12 protein-coding genes and 1 pseudogene are annotated in these 17,269 nt (G+C 58.1%); 6 read left to right on the forward strand and 7 right to left on the reverse strand.

Annotated features, from left to right (window positions below):
- The first annotated feature begins 3 nt into the window (after nucleotides 1–3).
- The 3 genes from msrA to ACZ1GS_RS01120 all read left to right on the forward strand — a co-directional run bounded on the left by msrA (nucleotide 4) and on the right by ACZ1GS_RS01120 (nucleotide 1,752).
- Nucleotides 4–531, forward strand: a complete 528-nt coding sequence (gene msrA, locus ACZ1GS_RS01110; protein ID WP_472698047.1) for a peptide-methionine (S)-S-oxide reductase MsrA — start codon at nucleotides 4–6, stop codon at nucleotides 529–531.
- A 10-nt stretch (nucleotides 532–541) separates the two neighbouring features.
- Entirely contained in the window at nucleotides 542–1,411 is an 870-nt protein-coding gene (locus tag ACZ1GS_RS01115) for a UTP--glucose-1-phosphate uridylyltransferase (RefSeq protein ID WP_472696667.1), read from the forward strand.
- Between the two features lie 71 nt (nucleotides 1,412–1,482).
- On the forward strand, nucleotides 1,483–1,752 hold the full coding sequence (locus ACZ1GS_RS01120) for a DUF6726 family protein (RefSeq protein WP_472696668.1): 270 nt from the start codon (nucleotides 1,483–1,485) through the stop codon (nucleotides 1,750–1,752).
- 2 nt (nucleotides 1,753–1,754) lie between these two features.
- Here ACZ1GS_RS01120 and ACZ1GS_RS01125 read toward each other — a convergent pair whose 3' ends face one another.
- From ACZ1GS_RS01125 to ACZ1GS_RS01135, 3 genes are read right to left on the reverse strand one after another with little or no spacing between them, the layout of a single operon-like run.
- Complete coding sequence (locus ACZ1GS_RS01125; protein WP_472696669.1) at nucleotides 1,755–2,780, reverse strand: M48 family metallopeptidase; 1,026 nt, start codon at nucleotides 2,778–2,780, stop codon at nucleotides 1,755–1,757.
- Nucleotides 2,781–2,789: 9 nt separating this feature from the next.
- Entirely contained in the window at nucleotides 2,790–3,470 is a 681-nt protein-coding gene (locus ACZ1GS_RS01130; RefSeq protein WP_472696670.1) for a LysE family translocator, read from the reverse strand.
- 52 nt (nucleotides 3,471–3,522) lie between these two features.
- Nucleotides 3,523–4,413 carry a LysR family transcriptional regulator gene (locus ACZ1GS_RS01135; RefSeq protein WP_472696671.1) on the reverse strand — a complete coding sequence of 297 codons (891 nt, stop codon included), beginning with the start codon at nucleotides 4,411–4,413 and terminating at the stop codon, nucleotides 3,523–3,525.
- Between the two features lie 131 nt (nucleotides 4,414–4,544).
- Between ACZ1GS_RS01135 and ACZ1GS_RS01140 the strand changes: the two genes are divergently transcribed.
- On the forward strand, nucleotides 4,545–5,261 hold the full coding sequence (locus tag ACZ1GS_RS01140; RefSeq protein WP_472696672.1) for a pirin family protein: 717 nt from the start codon (nucleotides 4,545–4,547) through the stop codon (nucleotides 5,259–5,261).
- Nucleotides 5,262–5,330: 69 nt separating this feature from the next.
- Nucleotides 5,331–5,930 carry an NAD(P)H:quinone oxidoreductase gene (gene wrbA / locus ACZ1GS_RS01145; RefSeq protein WP_472696673.1) on the forward strand — a complete coding sequence of 200 codons (600 nt, stop codon included), beginning with the start codon at nucleotides 5,331–5,333 and terminating at the stop codon, nucleotides 5,928–5,930.
- A 67-nt stretch (nucleotides 5,931–5,997) separates the two neighbouring features.
- On the opposite strand, the gene ACZ1GS_RS01150 is transcribed toward wrbA, so the two are convergent.
- The 4 genes and pseudogenes from ACZ1GS_RS01150 to ACZ1GS_RS01165 all read right to left on the reverse strand — a co-directional run bounded on the left by ACZ1GS_RS01150 (nucleotide 5,998) and on the right by ACZ1GS_RS01165 (nucleotide 16,531).
- Entirely contained in the window at nucleotides 5,998–6,591 is a 594-nt protein-coding gene (locus ACZ1GS_RS01150) for a PEPxxWA-CTERM sorting domain-containing protein (protein ID WP_472696674.1), read from the reverse strand.
- A 234-nt stretch (nucleotides 6,592–6,825) separates the two neighbouring features.
- Nucleotides 6,826–11,116 (reverse strand): annotated as a pseudogene (gene rpoC, locus ACZ1GS_RS01155) (DNA-directed RNA polymerase subunit beta').
- 64 nt (nucleotides 11,117–11,180) lie between these two features.
- Nucleotides 11,181–15,575, reverse strand: coding sequence for a DNA-directed RNA polymerase subunit beta (gene rpoB, locus ACZ1GS_RS01160; RefSeq protein ID WP_472696675.1), 4,395 nt, complete (start codon nucleotides 15,573–15,575; stop codon nucleotides 11,181–11,183).
- 254 nt (nucleotides 15,576–15,829) lie between these two features.
- Nucleotides 15,830–16,531, reverse strand: a complete 702-nt coding sequence (locus ACZ1GS_RS01165; protein ID WP_472696676.1) for a DUF2306 domain-containing protein — start codon at nucleotides 16,529–16,531, stop codon at nucleotides 15,830–15,832.
- A 136-nt stretch (nucleotides 16,532–16,667) separates the two neighbouring features.
- Between ACZ1GS_RS01165 and ACZ1GS_RS01170 the strand changes: the two genes are divergently transcribed.
- Nucleotides 16,668–17,228: a DUF2975 domain-containing protein gene (locus ACZ1GS_RS01170; protein WP_472696677.1), complete on the forward strand. Its 561-nt coding sequence runs from the start codon at nucleotides 16,668–16,670 to the stop codon at nucleotides 17,226–17,228.
- Nucleotides 17,229–17,269: the final 41 nt, after the last annotated feature.

A 17,269-nucleotide genomic window follows, 5' to 3' on the forward strand; every position in this document is an offset into this window, starting at 1 on the left:
ACGATGCAGGAAGCGATTTTTGCCGGCGGCTGTTTCTGGTGCACCGAAGCGGTGTTTAATGACATTGCGGGCGTCCACAGTGTCGAGAGCGGCTATATTGGCGGCGCCAATGCCAATCCGACCTATCGCGAGGTTTGCTCCGGAACCACCGGTCATGCCGAAGGGATCAAGATCGGCTTTGACAGCGATGTGGTCAGCTATGACGACCTGCTGGATATTTTCTTCGCGACCCATGACCCGACCCAGCTGAACCGGCAGGGCAATGATATCGGTACCCAGTATCGTTCGGCCATCTTTCCGCTCGACGATGATCAGCGCGCCGCCGCGCAAGCCGGTATCGCCCGCGCATCGGCGGAGCGTTCCGAACCGGTCGTGACCACCATCGAAGGGCCGGCTCCCTGGTATGTCGCAGAGGATTATCATCAGCAATATTGGGCTGACGAAGGGCGCGGAAACCCCTATTGCGTGGCAACCATCCCGCCCAAACTGCAAAAATTGCGTACCAGTTTTGCTGACAAGCTAAAGGACTAGAGACCGTTTCATGAAACCGATCAAAAAAGCCGTTTTCCCGGTCGCCGGCATGGGCACCCGTTTTCTGCCCGCGACCAAGGTCATGCCCAAGGAACTGTTTCCGATCGTTGATCGTCCGTTGCTGCAATATGCCGTCGACGAAGCGCTCGAGGCGGGTATCGAGCAGATGATTTTCGTCAACGGCCGGGGCAAGGGCATGATCGAGGATCATTTCGACCTTGCTTATGAGCTGGAACGGACGATGGGGGATCGCGGCAAGGATGGCGGCGTGCTCGATGGCACGCGGCTGACGCCAGGCAACAGCGTGTTTGTCCGCCAGCAGGAACCGCTCGGACTGGGCCATGCGATCTGGTGCGCGCGGGATATTATCGGCGACGAACCCTTTGCGATTTTGCTGCCCGACGAGTTCATGGTCGGCAGCCCCGGCTGCATGAAACAGATGGTCGATGCCTATGACAATCTCGGTGGCAATATTGTCTGTGCGCTGGAAATTCCGATCGAGGACACGCCTTCTTATGGCGTGATCGATCCGGGCTATCGCGATGGCCCGATTACCGAAGTCAAAGGCCTGGTCGAAAAACCGGCGGCTGGAACGGCGCCATCCAATCTCATTCTGCCCGGCCGCTATATTTTGCAACCCGAAGTCATGCGGATTCTGGAAACCCAGGAAGCAGGCGCCGGCGGGGAAATCCAGCTGACCGATGCGATGGCCCAGATGATCGGCAAACAGCCCTTTCACGGCATGACCTTTGACGGTCAGCGCTATGATTGCGGTTCAAAGGCCGGCTATGTCGAGGCCAATCTGGCGCTGGCCCTGGCCCATCCGGAAATTGGCGACGACATCAGAGCCATGGCCGAAAAGCTGCTCGCTGCGTCCTGACGCGCCCTACCCAAAGGCTGTTCAGCGCGTCTTCAGGCAGCGCGGCGCACAAACGGCCCAAGGAGACAATCATGCGCTTGACCCCGGTATTGACTGCAACCCTGGCCTGTACCCTGCTCAGCGGCTGCGTTGCCAGCAAGATCGTCACCGCGCCATTCAAGGCCGCCGGCACGGTGGTGGAAACCGCTGTTGATGCCTCAACCCAGACCCAGTCGGAGAAGGAAGAGGATGTCGGGCGCCGGGTGCTGGCGGAACGCAAACGGGAACGCGAGGCTTGCCTGGATCAGGCGCAGGACAAGCAGGAGCGCAAGGCCTGCAAGGAACAATATAAGGACGACTGAAGCTAGTCCGATGAGTTGGTGAGCAGCGGCGGGGCGCGTTTCCCGTCTATTGCTTCGGCATCGGCCATTTTGACCAGCTCTTCTTCAAACAATTTGACCCGCTTTTTCCAGCGATAATGGGTGGAAGCCGAAAATATGCCTTTGCCATATCGCTTGCCGTAGCGCGTCCAGAACCGGATCGCGGCTTCCGGGTCATAGCCGGCATTGGCCATCAGCCAGACCGACAGCCGGTCGGCTTCAATCTCCGCCGCCTTGATCCGCTGCGCGCTTTTACCAAATTGCCCGAAAAAGCCGCGATTGACTTTCAGCGCATCGAGACGCTCGCGATGTTTCAGCAGATTATGCGCAAGCTCATGGGCGGCAATCGCTGCCAGTTCGTCGTCGCTTTCGACATATTCCGCGAGCGCTGAAGTGACCGAGACGATCCGTCCGTCCGCCGAAGCTTCGCGCTTGTCGTCGGGGCGAATCTGAAACTGGCTCGCACAAGCCCTTACCGGCGAAATCTGGGCAGTCATGGACTGGTTGTCCCGCACGAAATTCACAAATGAGGCGCTGTTGCGGAACTGGACCCGCTGGCGCAATTGCTGCTCAACCAGATGGTTGCTCGCCGCAAGGCGGCGATATTGCGGTTTCTCCTGCGCCCATTTTTCCGCATCCAGCGGCAGATCGGCAAAGGCCCGGCCATTGATCGCGACCAGACCGTCGCCCGGTTTAATTCTGCGCGCGCTATAACCAGCGACTGCATTGACCGATATCGGGGCGGCAAAGTGATGCACCGCTTTTGCCGCGGCCTTGTCGCCATATTGGGCAATGTCATGCAGCAACAATCCGCTGCGATAGACCGTGTCCTCGCAATAGCGCGCATTGGCCGTTGCCAGGCGATAGCCGACCCGGTGCAGGCGCTGGTCGAGCTGTTGTAGCATCTGGAGCGCGGCGATCGCTGTGGGATCAGCAGGCTTGGCGGCTGCCGCGGGCGCCGCGAAGACCAGCATGGCCGGAAAGACGATCAGGAAGGGTTTGAAAATCATGCGCGATTTCTACCCTGTCAATGCTTGCGCTGGGTTGAATGGTGAGGCGCTGGCGGGCTCGCTGAGGTTGAGCAGCGCCATTGCGGCGGCGACGGCAATCAGGATAATCGCGGCAACATATTTGAACCGGTCCTGGACCTGGTCGGCATTGCCGAGATGGCGCGCGCGCGATGCCAGAGCGGCATAAAAGGACAGACCTGCGGTTTCGGTCAGGATGGTCAGACCGGCGAGAATGCTGAACTGCAACAGCAAACTGCCATTGGGGTCAACAAAGGGCGGGATGATCACGGCATAGAAAAACAGCGCTTTGGGATTGGACATATGGACCGCAAGTCCGCTCAGAAAGCCTCGCTTGAAACTGGCGGCCAAGGCGCTGGACTGGCCGAGCATCGATCCGCCGCCCCGCAGCATGGCAAGGCCCAGCCAGGCGAGATAGGCAACGCCCAGCCAGCGCAGCACTCCATAAGCGGACGGAAACGCCTTGATCATCGCGATCAAGCCGAATGCGGTCAGCGCATACCAGATGAAATTGCCGACATTGATCCCGACAATCGGCCCCAGAGCGCCGCGCATGCCGCCCTGGCGACCCGCGGGCAGGGCATGGCTGACAGTCACCATGGTCGCCGGCCCCGGCGTGAAGCAGAAGGTCAGGTCGGTGATCAGAAACAGCAGGATGGTCTCGGGCGGCATCTTCTCTGCCTATCAGCGTCGAGCGCCGAGCAGAAGAGCCAAATTGGGACGGTCAGGCCAGCGCGGTTTTCAGGAAAGCAATCAGCGCCTCGACCCGCGCGGGCCGGTGTGGCGAGGGCGGCATGACCAGATTGAGCGCCAGCGGCCCCAAGGTCCAGCCGGGCAACAGGGGCGTCAGGGTTCCGGCATCGAGCGCGTCCTGACAGAGAAAGTCGGGCAGATAGCCGATGCCGCGCCCGGCGATCAACGGCGGCAGCATGATGTCACCATTATTGCTGCGAAAGCGGCATGGCGGTTTGACCGTCACCAGTTCATCGTTCGGACCGCGCAGGTGCCATGTCTCCGGCGTTGCTTCGTTGGAATAGAGAAAGCAGTCATGGTCGAGCAGGTCATCCGGTTTCGTCGGAATGCCCTTGCGATCGAGATAATCAGCCGCCGCGATAAAATGGCTTTTGACCGGTCGCAGCTGGATCGCGCGCAGGCTGCTGTCGGGCAAGGCGCCGATGCGAATGGCGAGGTCAAAGCCATCCTCGACAATGTCCACCCTTGCATCACTCAGCTGCACATCGACCAGGATTTCGGGATATTGGCACATGAACGCGGCGAGCACCGGCGCCAGATGGGAAAGGCCAAAGCTCAATGGTGCTGCCAGCCGGACCTGGCCTCTCAGCAGGTGGGTGGTTTCGCGCGCGGCTTCCATCGCCGCTTCGCCATCGGCGGCAATCTGCTGCGCATAGGGAAGCAGCGCCTTGCCTGCGGTCGACAGGGAAATCTTGCGCGATGTGCGGTGGAACAGGACGGTGCCCAGTCGCGCCTCCAGCCGGCTGATCGCTTTGGATATGGTTGGCTTGGACAGCGCCAGCTCCTGCGCGGCGGCGGTAAAACTGCCGTGGCGGGCGACGGCGGAAAATATCGCCCAGGCTTCGAAATCGGGTAAGGACATGGTGCTATATTAGTAAAGAAATAGAAACAATCAATTTCCTTATTGGATATTTCCGAAACAAAGCAACGGTCCTATCTCTGACTCCAGCAACGGGTCAGGCCCATTTTCTGACCCTAGACAGGAGAATGATAATGATAGAGAAACGTCCTTTTGCCGATTTGGCCCATGTCAATCATGACTGGTTGCAGGCGCGCCATCATTTTTCCTTCGGCCGCTATTGGGATCCGGCCCGCATGGGCTTTGGTCCGATCCGCGTATGGAATGACGACGAGATTGCGAGCCAGACCGGTTTCCCGATGCATCCGCATGAGAATATGGAAATCATCACCTATGTCCGCGAGGGAGCGATTACCCATCGCGACAATATGGGTAATGAAGGCCGCACCGTGGCCGGCGATGTCCAGGTGATGAGCGCCGGTTCCGGCGTGACCCACAGCGAGTATAATCTCGAGGACGAGCAGACCCGTCTGTTTCAGATCTGGATTGAACCGCGCGCGCCTGGTGGTGACCCGCGCTGGGATGCGAAGGCCTTTCCCAAAGGCGAGCGGTCCGGTGCTCTGGAAGTGCTGGCCAGCGGTTTTGATCAGGATATCGCCAGCGGTGCCTTGATGATCCAGGCTGATGCCCGGCTCTATGGCGCGACATTGAAGGCGGGAACCGTTGTCACCCATGACATGGCCGACGGCGCACATGTCTATCTGGTCGCATCGGCAGGCACATTGCGGGTCAATGGCGAAGATCTCGCCGCCCGCGATGCGCTGGCGATCCGCGATGTGGCTCGCCTGGAGATTGAAGCGATCGATGATGCCGAACTGGTCTTTGTCGAGGCCTTCGACACGCAGAACTAACACCCGCGACGGGGATGCTGCTGTCGCAATGGCGGCATCCCCCAAATTTACCCAACAAGGAGACGAAGCATGACGAAGATACTGGTCCTTTATTACTCATCCTACGGTCACACGGACAGCCTTGCCGAAGCGATTGCCGAAGGCGCGCGGGAAGCGGGCGGCAATGTCACAATCGGCCGGGTTCCGGAAACGGTTCCACAAGACATGGCCAAGGCTTCCGGTTTTGGTGCCAATGAAGCCCATGGCATTGTCGAGCCGGACAGCCTTGCCGATTATGATGCGATCATCGTCGGTTCGCCGACCCGCTTCGGACGGCTGTCGAGCCAGATGGCCTCCTTCTGGGACCGCACCGGCGGTCTGTGGATGAAAGGCGCGCTGGTCGGCAAGGTCGGCGCTTCCTTCACCTCCACCGGCACCCAGCATGGCGGACAGGAGACCACCCAGTTCTCGATCCTCAGCAACCTGCTCCACCATGGCATGACGATTGTCGGGCTGGACTATGGTTTTGCCGGGCAGATGAGCGACGAAGCGGTGATTGGCGGTTCGCCCTATGGCGCCTCGACTGTGGCCGGCGGGGATGGCAGCCGGACACCGCACACTATTGATCTCGAAGGTGCCCGCTATCTGGGGGCAAAGGTCGCCCGGACCGCGGCCAAGCTTGCCGCCTGAAATGCCCATAAAAAACCCCGCTGGATCGGCACCAGCGGGGTTTTGATTCTTTATAAAATCAGAGCGCTTAGGCGTAGCTGACTTTCACATTGGTCTTGCGCGTGCGACGGAGCGCACCGCCAATGGCGCCAAAGCCGAAGATCATGAACGCCCAGGTGGCTGGCTCGGGAACAGCGGCCGTCGCATCAACCACCACATTGGTGAATGAAACGCCATTGTCCAAGTCGCGTTGTCCGCTGAATACCAGGCTGTCGATCAGGGTTGATGGTGACAGCGAAAGCTGGGTCTCATAGACATCCGTTTCGATTCCGAACACGTCGTTGAAGAGCGTGCTGCCGCCAAGCTGACCCGCAGCGAACAGCGATGATTGGCCCGTGCCATATTCGCGCTGCAAGTCGACGGACGAAAAGGCGAACAGTCCGCCATCGGTGCGGCGGATGGTCAATGTGCCGCCGGAACTGCAGCACAATGGCTCAACTTCATTCGCGCTAGCATCAATGAAAAAGCCATCAAAAATCAGGTCAAAGCCAGATTCTGTAAATGTGTCGCTTGATGAGCCGTTTGGCAGACCAGAAAATGTAATGGTGGTTGCCGCCTGTGCTGGCGCGGCAAAGGCCACCGGTGCTGCCAGCATGGCAGCGAGATAGGATAGTTTCTTCATTATTTCCCCCTTTTAAAGGCCGATGACATGGTCTGTTGAATCCCTGCCATCCCAATTTTTTGCGAACCCTAAAAAGCAATTAACAAATTATGAAACTATGGGCAATGTCCGAGTCCGGCAGTTACTACATGTCCCATATCCGGACAGCACCGATGGCGTTTATGAAAACGAAAAAGCCCCACCGGATCGTCTCCGGCGGGGCTTTTCTGTTTTGCTATGGCAGTCGGGAGAGGGTTACTCTTCCTTTGCTTCCGGTGCTTCGGTTGCTGGCGCTTCCTCGGCAACCGCTTCTACAGCCGGTGCTTCTTCCGCAACCGGTGCTTCGGCTGGCGCTTCTTCCGCTGCCGGTGCCGCTGCTGCTGCAACTTCAGCGGCTTTCGCCTCGTCCGCCGCCGCCATGGCATCGACCATCTTCTGCTGCTGCGCCCGCAGCGCGGCGTCGCGGCTGGTCGCCGCAATCCGTGCCCGGTTCATGCCAGCACCCGTACCAGCCGGGATCAAACGTCCAACAATGACGTTTTCTTTCAGACCGATGAGCTGATCCTTCTTGCCTTCGACCGCCGCCTGGGTGAGCACCCGGGTGGTTTCCTGGAACGATGCGGCAGAGATGAATGACCGGGTTTGCAGGCTCGCCTTGGTGATACCGAGGAGAACCGGCTTGCCTTCAGCAGGTGTCTGCTTCTTGGTCAGCTTGGCATTATATTCCATCATCTCTTCCAGATCGACCTGTTCGCCCGGAAGCAAGGTGGTGTCGCCGCCATTGGTGATTTCAACTTTCTGCAGCATCTGACGAACGATCGTCTCGATATGCTTGTCGTTGATCTTCACGCCCTGGAGACGATAGACTTCCTGAATCTCGGCAACCAGATATTCCGCCAGTGCCTCGACGCCCATGACTTCGAGAATGTCATGGGGATCGGGAGAACCGGAGACCAGGTTGTCGCCCTTCTTGACGAAGTCGCCTTCCTGCACGTCGATGACTTTCGTCTTCGGTACGAGATATTCGACTGGATCGCCTTCCTCGGGAACAATCGCAATTTTCCGCTTGGCCTTATAGTCGCGCAGATATTCAACGCGGCCGGAAACCTTGGCGATAATGCTATTGTCTTTCGGAATACGGGCTTCGAACAGTTCGGCAACCCGTGGCAGACCACCGGTAATATCACGGGTCTTCGCCGCTTCGCGAGAGACACGCGCGATCACGTCACCAGCGGCCACTTCCTGACCATCGGTCACGGAGAGCGTTGCGCCATTGGCGAGCATGTACCGGCCCGCTTCGCCGCTGTCCGCATCAAGCAAGGTCAGGCGCGGACGCAGATCTTCCTTGTTGGCACCGCGGCCCGACGCGCGATATTCGGTGATCACACGTTGTGCGATACCCGTCGCTTCATCGGTCTGCTCGGTCATCGTCTTGCCTTCGATGACATCCTGATATTTGATGACACCCGGTTTCTCGGTGATCATCGGCATGGTGAATGGATCCCATTCGGCCAGACGATCGCCCAGTTTGACCTTCGCGCCATCCTTGACCAGCAGGCTGGTACCATAAGGAAGCTTGTCGGCGCTGCGTTCACGACCATCAGGATCGATAACCGCAATTTCACCAGAGCGAGCGAGCGACAGGAAACGACCATTCTTGTCTTCGATCACCGGCATGTCGCGATATTGCACCGTACCTTCGGCAACAGCTTCGAGGTTGGACTGCTCGTTGAGCTGGGCCGCGCCGCCGATGTGGAAGGTCCGCATCGTCAGCTGCGTACCTGGTTCACCGATCGACTGGGCCGCGATAACGCCAACCGCTTCGCCGATATTCACTGGCGTACCGCGGGCCAGGTCACGACCGTAACAGGTGCCACAGACGCCCATTTTGGATTCGCAGACCAGCGGCGAGCGGATGCGCGCGGACTGGATGCCCAGATCCTCGATCACCTTGATCGCGGCCTCGTCGAGCAATGTGCCCGACTTGATCACAACCGTGTCGTCTTTGCTGTCGACAATATCTTCGGCCATGGTCCGGCCGAGGATCCGTTCGCCGAGCGATGCGATAACCGAACCGCCCTGGACGATGGCTTTCATCTCCAGCGCATTTTCGGTGCCACAATCATTTTCGACAATCGTGCAATCCTGCGAAACGTCGACCAGACGGCGGGTCAGATAACCCGAGTTGGCGGTTTTCAACGCCGTATCCGCGAGACCCTTTCGGGCGCCGTGGGTGGAGTTGAAATATTCCAGAACCGTCAGACCTTCTTTAAAGTTCGAGATGATCGGTGTTTCGATAATCTCGCCAGAAGGTTTGGCCATCAGGCCGCGCATGCCGCCCAGCTGCTTCATCTGGGCCGGGCTACCACGCGCACCGGAGTGACTCATCATGTAGATCGCGTTGATCTGCCGCTCGCGGCCATGCTCGTCCTCCGGGGTCGCAGCCAGCTCGTCCATCATCGCATTGGCGACCTGGTCACCGCAACGGCTCCAGGCATCAATGACCTTGTTGTACTTTTCCTGCTGGGTGATGAGACCGTCTTGATATTGCTGCTCATAGTCAGCCACCAGAGCCCGGGTTTCTTCGACCGTGGCATCCTTGGAGTCGGGAATGATCATGTCATCCTTACCAAAGGAGATACCCGCCTTACAGGCGTGACGGAAGCCGAGGTCCATGATCGCATCTGCGAACAGGACCGTGTCTTTCTGACCCGTGTGACGGTAAACCTGATCGATCACGTCCGCGACTTCCTTCTTGGTCAGAAGCCGGTTGACGATGTCGAACGGAACCTTGTGCGATTTCGGCAGGCATTCTGCAATCAGCAGACGGCCCGGTGTGGTCTCAAACCGCTTGAGAACAGGATTGCCATCCTCGTCGGTCTGCGGAACCCGGGTGGTGATCTTGGAGTGCAAGGTCACCGCACCGATTTCGAGCGCCTGATGCACTTCGGCCATGTCAGCCAAAAGCATACCTTCGCCGGGCTCGCCCTTGCGGTCCATGGTCAGGTAATAGATGCCGAGAACCATATCCTGAGACGGAACGATGATCGGTTTGCCGTTCGCTGGTGACAGGATGTTGTTGGTCGACATCATCAGGACACGCGCTTCCAGCTGCGCCTCGAGGCTCAGCGGAACGTGAACCGCCATTTGGTCACCGTCAAAGTCGGCGTTAAACGCGGAACAGACCAGCGGGTGCAGCTGAATAGCCTTGCCTTCGATCAGCACCGGCTCGAACGCCTGGATGCCGAGACGGTGAAGCGTTGGTGCGCGGTTCAGCATCACGGGATGCTCGCGGATCACTTCCTCGAGAATATCCCAGACTTCCTTGCGCTCTTTTTCGACCCATTTCTTGGCCTGCTTAAGCGTCATCGAAAGACCCTTGGCATCGAGCCGTGCGTAAATGAACGGCTTGAACAGTTCGAGCGCCATTTTCTTCGGCAGACCGCACTGGTGCAGTTTCAGCTCAGGACCGGTCACGATAACCGAACGACCGGAATAGTCGACGCGCTTACCGAGAAGGTTCTGACGGAAACGACCCTGTTTGCCCTTGAGCATGTCGGACAGCGACTTCAGCGGGCGCTTGTTCGCACCGGTAATGGTCCGGCCACGACGGCCATTGTCGAACAGGGCGTCCACGGATTCCTGCAACATGCGCTTCTCGTTACGGACAATGATATCCGGCGCGCGCAGTTCCATGAGGCGTTTCAAACGGTTGTTCCGGTTGATCACGCGGCGATAGAGATCGTTGAGATCGGACGTCGCGAAACGGCCACCATCGAGCGGCACCAGCGGGCGCAATTCGGGTGGAATGACCGGAATGATCTCGAGGATCATCCATTCCGGCTTATTGCCGGATTCGATAAAGCTCTCGACGACTTTCAGCCGTTTGATGATCTTCTTCGGCTTCAGCGTGGACTTGGTCGTCGCCAGCTCTTCCAGCAGATCTTCTTTCTCGCGCTCGAGATCGAGGTCCTGGAGCATGATCTTGACCGCTTCCGCGCCGATTCCGGCAGAGAAAGCATCTTCGCCATATTCATCCTGCGCTTCGAGCATTTCGTCTTCGGTCAGCAGCTGGAATTTTTCGAGCGCGGTCAGGCCGGGTTCGATCACCACATAGCTTTCGAAATAGAGCACCCGCTCGAGCTGCTTGAGCTGCATGTCGAGCAACAGGCCGATGCGGCTTGGCAGGGATTTCAGGAACCAGATATGGGCAACCGGAGCGGCGAGATCGATATGACCCATGCGCTCGCGGCGGACCTTGGTGACCGTGACTTCAACACCGCATTTTTCACAGACGATGCCTTTATATTTCATCCGCTTATATTTGCCGCAGAGACATTCGTAATCCTTGACCGGGCCAAAGATACGCGCACAGAACAGGCCGTCCCGTTCCGGCTTGAAGGTCCGGTAGTTGATCGTTTCCGGCTTTTTGATTTCACCGAACGACCAGCTGCGAGATCCGCTCTGGAGACGCCAGGCCGATCTGGATCTGGTCAAAGGTTTCCGGTTTGGCGATCGGATTTGCGAAATTTGTTACTTGGTTCATATTCTATTCCTTCGGGGCCTTGGCCCAAAATTTCAAAATGCTGGGTGGAGTGGGTTTTAATGCCTCACTCCGCCGCAATCGCGACACCGTCATCGTCATCATCATCCTCTTCGTCACCGAAGCTGGAGAGTTCGACGTTGAGGCCCAACGAACGCATTTCCTTGACCAGAACGTTAAAGCTTTCAGGCACGCCGGCTTCGAACGTGTCGTCGCCCTTGACGATCGCTTCGTAAACCTTGGTCCGTCCGATCACGTCATCGGATTTGACCGTCAGCATTTCCTGCAGCGTGTAAGCGGCGCCATAAGCCTGCAGCGCCCAGACTTCCATTTCCCCGAAGCGCTGTCCGCCAAACTGGGCTTTACCACCCAATGGCTGCTGCGTGACGAGGGAATATGGTCCGATCGAACGGGCGTGGATCTTGTCGTCGACCAGATGGTGCAGCTTGAGCATGTAGATATAGCCCACAGTCACCTTGCGGTCGAACTTGTCTCCGGTCCGGCCATCATACAGATCGACCTGACCCGAGCGGTCGAGACCGGCCAGCTCCAGCATGTCCGAAACATCGCTTTCATGCGCGCCGTCAAACACTGGCGTGCCCATCGGAACACCATTGCGCAAGTGGCCCACCATTTCGACGATCTCACCGGTATCGCGGGCGTCAATATCTTCGTGATATTGCTCGCCATAAATGGTCTTGAGCCGTTCCTTGACCGCATCGGGCGGTGGCGCCGCCTGCGGGTCCGGATTGGCCAGTTTCCATTCTTCCAGCGCTTTCGTGACCTGCTCGCCGAGACCACGTGCGGCCCAGCCGAGATGGGTTTCGAAAATCTGTCCGACGTTCATACGCGAAGGCACGCCCAGCGGGTTCAGCACGATATCAACCGGCGTTCCGTCTTCGAGGAATGGCATGTCTTCCTGCGGAAGGATGCGGGAGATAACCCCCTTGTTTCCGTGACGGCCGGCCATTTTGTCACCGGGCTGCAACTTGCGTTTCACCGCGACGAAGACCTTGACCATCTTCAGGACACCTGGTGACAATTCGTCCCCACGCTCCAGCTTCTCGCGGCGATCTTCAAAGCGATCGTTAATTTCCTTGATCGCATCGTCATATTGACCGCGGGTTGCTTCGAAATCGGCCTGGACCTTGTCGTCCTTCACAGCGATTTTCCACCAGTCGGCATTGTCCAGCTCGGACAGGCTTTCGGCGGTAATCTCCGCGCCTTTCTTCATCGGCTTCGGTGCTGATGTGGCGGTCTGGCCAATCAGCATGTCCTTCAGCGCGTTGAAGGTTGCACGGTTCAGAATGGCGCGTTCGTCATCCCGGTCCTTGGTGAAGCGCGAAATTTCTTCGCGTTCAATCGCCAGTGCGCGCTCGTCCTTGTCGATGCCGTGACGGTTGAACACCCGCACTTCGACCACCGTTCCGGCAACACCGGGAGGCAGACGCAGCGAGGTGTCGCGCACATCGGAGGCTTTCTCGCCAAAGATCGCCCGGAGAAGCTTCTCTTCCGGGGTCATTGGGCTTTCGCCCTTTGGCGTGATCTTGCCGACAAGAATATCGCCAGGCTCGATTTCCGCACCGATATAGACAATGCCCGCTTCGTCGAGGTTGCGCAGCGCTTCCTCACCGACATTCGGAATGTCGCGGGTAATATCTTCCGGTCCGAGTTTCGTATCGCGGGCCATGACTTCAAATTCTTCGATATGGATCGAGGTGAAGACATCGTCTTTCACGATCCGCTCGGAGATCAGGATACTGTCTTCGTAATTATAGCCATTCCACGGCATGAAGGCGACGAGGCTGTTCTTGCCCAGCGCCAGTTCGCCCATGTCGGTCGAAGGACCATCGGCCAGCGTGTCGCCTTCCTGAACAATCTCGCCCACTTTGACCAGCGGACGCTGGTTGATGCAGGTGTTCTGGTTGGAGCGCTGGAATTTCTGCAGCGTGTAGATGTCGACACCGGACTTGCCAGCTTCGACATCGCCCTGGGCGCGGATCACGATCCGGGTCGCATCGACCTGGTCGACAATACCGCCGCGCCGCGCCGCGATCGCAGCACCGGAATCCCGGGCCACGGTTTCTTCCATGCCGGTTCCGACAAAGGGCGCTTCCGCTTTCACCAAAGGCACCGCCTGGCGTTGCATGTTCGATCCCATGAGCGCGCGGTTGGCGTCATCATTTTCCAGGAACGGAATAAGCGAGGCCGCCACCGACACCAGCTGTTTCGGCGACACGTCCATCAGCGTGATCTGGTCGCGCTGGGCGATCAGAAACTCGCCGGCTTCGCGGGAAGAGACCAGCTCTTCGACAAAGCTGCCGTCCGGGTTGAGATCGGCATTGGCCTGTGCGACCGTGTGCTTCTGCTCTTCCATCGCGGACAGATAGACCACATCGTCGGTGACCTTGCCGTCCTTGATCTGGCGATACGGGGTTTCGATAAAGCCATATTTGTTCACGCGGCTAAACGAAGCCAGCGAGTTGATCAGACCGATGTTCGGGCCTTCCGGCGTTTCAATCGGACAAATCCGGCCATAGTGGGTCGGGTGAACGTCACGGACTTCAAAGCCGGCGCGTTCGCGGGTCAGACCACCGGGTCCAAGCGCCGACACGCGGCGTTTGTGGGTGACTTCCGACAAGGGGTTGGTCTGATCCATGAACTGGGACAGCTGCGAAGAGCCGAAAAATTCACGGACAGTCGCCACGGCGGGCTTGGCGTTGATCAGGTCGTTCGGCATCACGGTGGATACATCGACGCTGGACATCCGCTCCTTGACCGCACGCTCCATGCGCAGCAGGCCGACGCGATACTGGTTTTCCAGCAGCTCGCCCACCGACCGGACCCGGCGGTTGCCGAGATTGTCGATATCATCGACTTCGCCCTTGCCGTCCTTCAGGTCGACGAGGGTTTTGACGACAGCCAATATGTCTTCCTTGCGGAGGATCGTGTAATCATCCGGCGCATCGAGGTCGAGACGCATGTTCAGTTTAACACGGCCAACGGCGGACAGGTCGTACCGCTCCGGATCGAAGAACAGGCCTTCGAACAGCGCTTCGGCAGTCTCGCGGGTTGGTGGTTCGCCAGGACGCATCACCCGGTAGATGTCGCTCAGCGCGCCATCACGGTCGTCGGCCTTGTCGGCTTTCAACGTATTGCGGATCCAGGGACCGGTGGTGACATGATCGATGTCGAGCAGCTCAAGCTGGTCAATTCCGGCACCGTCGAGTTTCTCGAGATTTTCGGCGGTGACTTCATCACCGGCTTCAATGTAGATTTCGCCGGTTTTCTCGTTGATCAGATCAAAGGCGCTGTAGCGGCCGAAAATTTCCTCGGTTGGAATGACGACATTTTTCATGCCATCTTTCTCCGCCTTGTTGGCGCTGCGCGGCGTGATTTTCGTGCCGCTGGCGAAAATGACTTCGCCGCTGTCGGCATCGACAATGTCGAAGGTCGGCTTTTGACCACGCCATTGCTCGGTGACGAACGGGATCGTCCAGCCATTTTTCGACCGCTTATAGGTGATGCGCTCATAGAACAGGTTGAGCAGATCTTCTTCCGAATAGCCCTGTTTCAGGATACCGGTGATTTCAGCCGACTTGGTCCGGCCTTCATCTTCAATCTTGCCCTGGATTTCGATCGCGCCCATCGGCTCCTTGATCGTGATCCGGTTGCCGTCCATTTCGATAATTTCGGCAGGCTGCTTCATGCCAGCCACACGGACCATTTCGCCAACCTTGAACGGCGGCTTCTTTTCTTTGACTTCGAGCGTCGCGTCGCCGAGCGAGCGCAGCAGCGCGGTGACCGGCAATTTGCGCTTGCGGTCGATGCGGACGTTGACAATATCTTTCGCGTCAAATTCGAAGTCGAGCCACGAACCACGATAAGGGATCACGCGGGCGGCGAACAGGAACTTGCCGGAAGAGTGGGTCTTGCCGCGGTCATGGTCGAACAACACACCGGGCGAACGGTGCATCTGGCTGACAATAACGCGCTCGGTGCCGTTGATGACGAACGTGCCGTTCTTGGTCATCAGCGGCATGTCGCCCATATAAACGTCCTGCTCCTTGATATCGAGAACCGAACGGGCCTCGGTTTCCGGATCGACTTCAAAAACGATCAGACGCAGGGTCACTTTCATCGGCGCTGCATAGGTGATGCCGCGCTGGCGACATTCCTCGACATTATATTTGGGATCTTCGAGCTCGTAATTGACGAAGTCCATTTCGGCGGTGCCAGCAAAATCGCGGATCGGGAAGACGCTGCGCAGCGTTTTTTCCAGACCGGAGACATAGTCGATTTCTTTGTTCGACCGCAGGAACTGCTCATATGATTCGCGCTGCACCTCGATGAGGTTCGGCATGTCGATGACTTCATGAATGTCGCCAAAGATTTTGCGGATGCGTTTCTTGCGGGTGGGGGTCAGTGCTGTCGTTTTAACCGAAGCTGCTTTCGTCGCCATAGATATAGTGCCTTCTCGCCATCACCGGATTTGCGCGCCTTGTGGCACGCTTGGCCAGTGGAAAACTATTTATGTGGGGCGCTCCAGAACAAAAAGCCACGGCCTCTCAAACCCAGTTTCTCCGGGAAGAGAGTCGCAGCTTTTAGCGTCCTGAAAACCGGTCAGATTTCATTTCTTCTGGCGTGCCGCGCAACTGCACGCCCTGTCTCGAAACCTGTGGTGAGCGCTGCATATAGGGCGAGGGCCTGATTTGGTCAAGAGGGGGCGGCGGGCTTTACGGCTGTTTTGGCGGGTTTTGTCTGAAGCCATTTTGTGGCGAGCACGCGGACCAGCCAGAACAGCATCACCACCAGAATCACCGGCTCGGGGATCGAGAGAATACCGCTCTCGCGAACCGTTTCGGGAAAGACGGTTGCGCCCGGGCCGGTGAATAGCGAGCCGGCGGCGATGAAATAGGCAAAGCACATGCGCCACAAATGGCGCGCAATGCGCTGCTTTCCGGTGATACCGCGCCGGATGAGCATGGCGACATCGCCGGCAGCGGCCAGCAAAGCGAGCCCGCCAAAGACAAAATGAGGGAAGGCCGGCAGCCCATCCTTGAGCCCATCCGGGCTGTTCATTGCCTCCAGTCCGGTCACCAGTCCGCCCGCTGCGACCGCCAGCGCGACGCCCAGCGCGCCATAGTCGAGCCAGTCGACCCGGCTTTCCCGCCGCCGCGCGGCCGACCAGGAGCTGGTCACCAGATAGAGCGTGAACATCCCGACCAGAACCGAGATTGCCATCGGCATGACCAGCGCCAGATACACGCCGGCCGCCGCCATCACGGCCATGGACAGAAAGAATATCTGGCCGATCCGCCGGTGCAAAGGGGTGCCTTTCGCAGCGATCAGGGCCGCTGCACCGCTCAGCACCGCGATCGTTCCGGCGATGATATGAATGATGGTCATGGCGGTCATGAAAGGGCTCCCTGCCTGTTTGATTCCCCGTCCAGATAACGCAATGCATATTGAAAAACAATAAACAACTTGATGTTTATCGATATAGTGTTATTGATAAGCAATAAATGCAACCGAATCAGAAACGGATTTTCTCATGACACAGACCAGCCCCTCCAATGACATCATCTTGAAATCGACGCGCGGACTGCTGATCGTCTCCAAATGGCTGTTGGTGCTTGGCGTGGCCGTGCTGACCATTGCCTTGCCAACAATTTTGGTCCTCCACGAAAAGCTCGTCACCGCGATGGCGGAGGTCTTTGTCACCCCGCCGGGTCCGGAAGTGGTTGGCTTGATTGCCGGTATAATATTGCTTGGCATCATCCTGCTGTTGCTGACCCTGTTCGCGCTCAACCGTCTGCGCAAGATTGTCGATTCAGTGGGCGAGGGCAATCCGTTCACGCGGATCAATGGCACCCGCCTGCGCGGCATGGGCATCGCGGTGCTGGCCATCCAGGTGGTGACATTTATCGGCGGATTGTTGACAACCGGCGTTCTCACGATGCTGGGCGAGCCAAAGCCGGGACAGGATTTTGACCTGACCATCGAAGGCAGCATTTCGCTGAGCGGCATCCTGCTGGTGCTGCTGCTGATCATATTGGCGCGTGTCTTTGATCGCGGTGCAGAAATGCAGGACGAACTGGAAGGCACGATCTAGCTCTGCCACACCGTCATTGGCTTCCACCCTTTTCCACCGAA

The organism is Parasphingorhabdus sp. W113 (assembly GCF_055693205.1).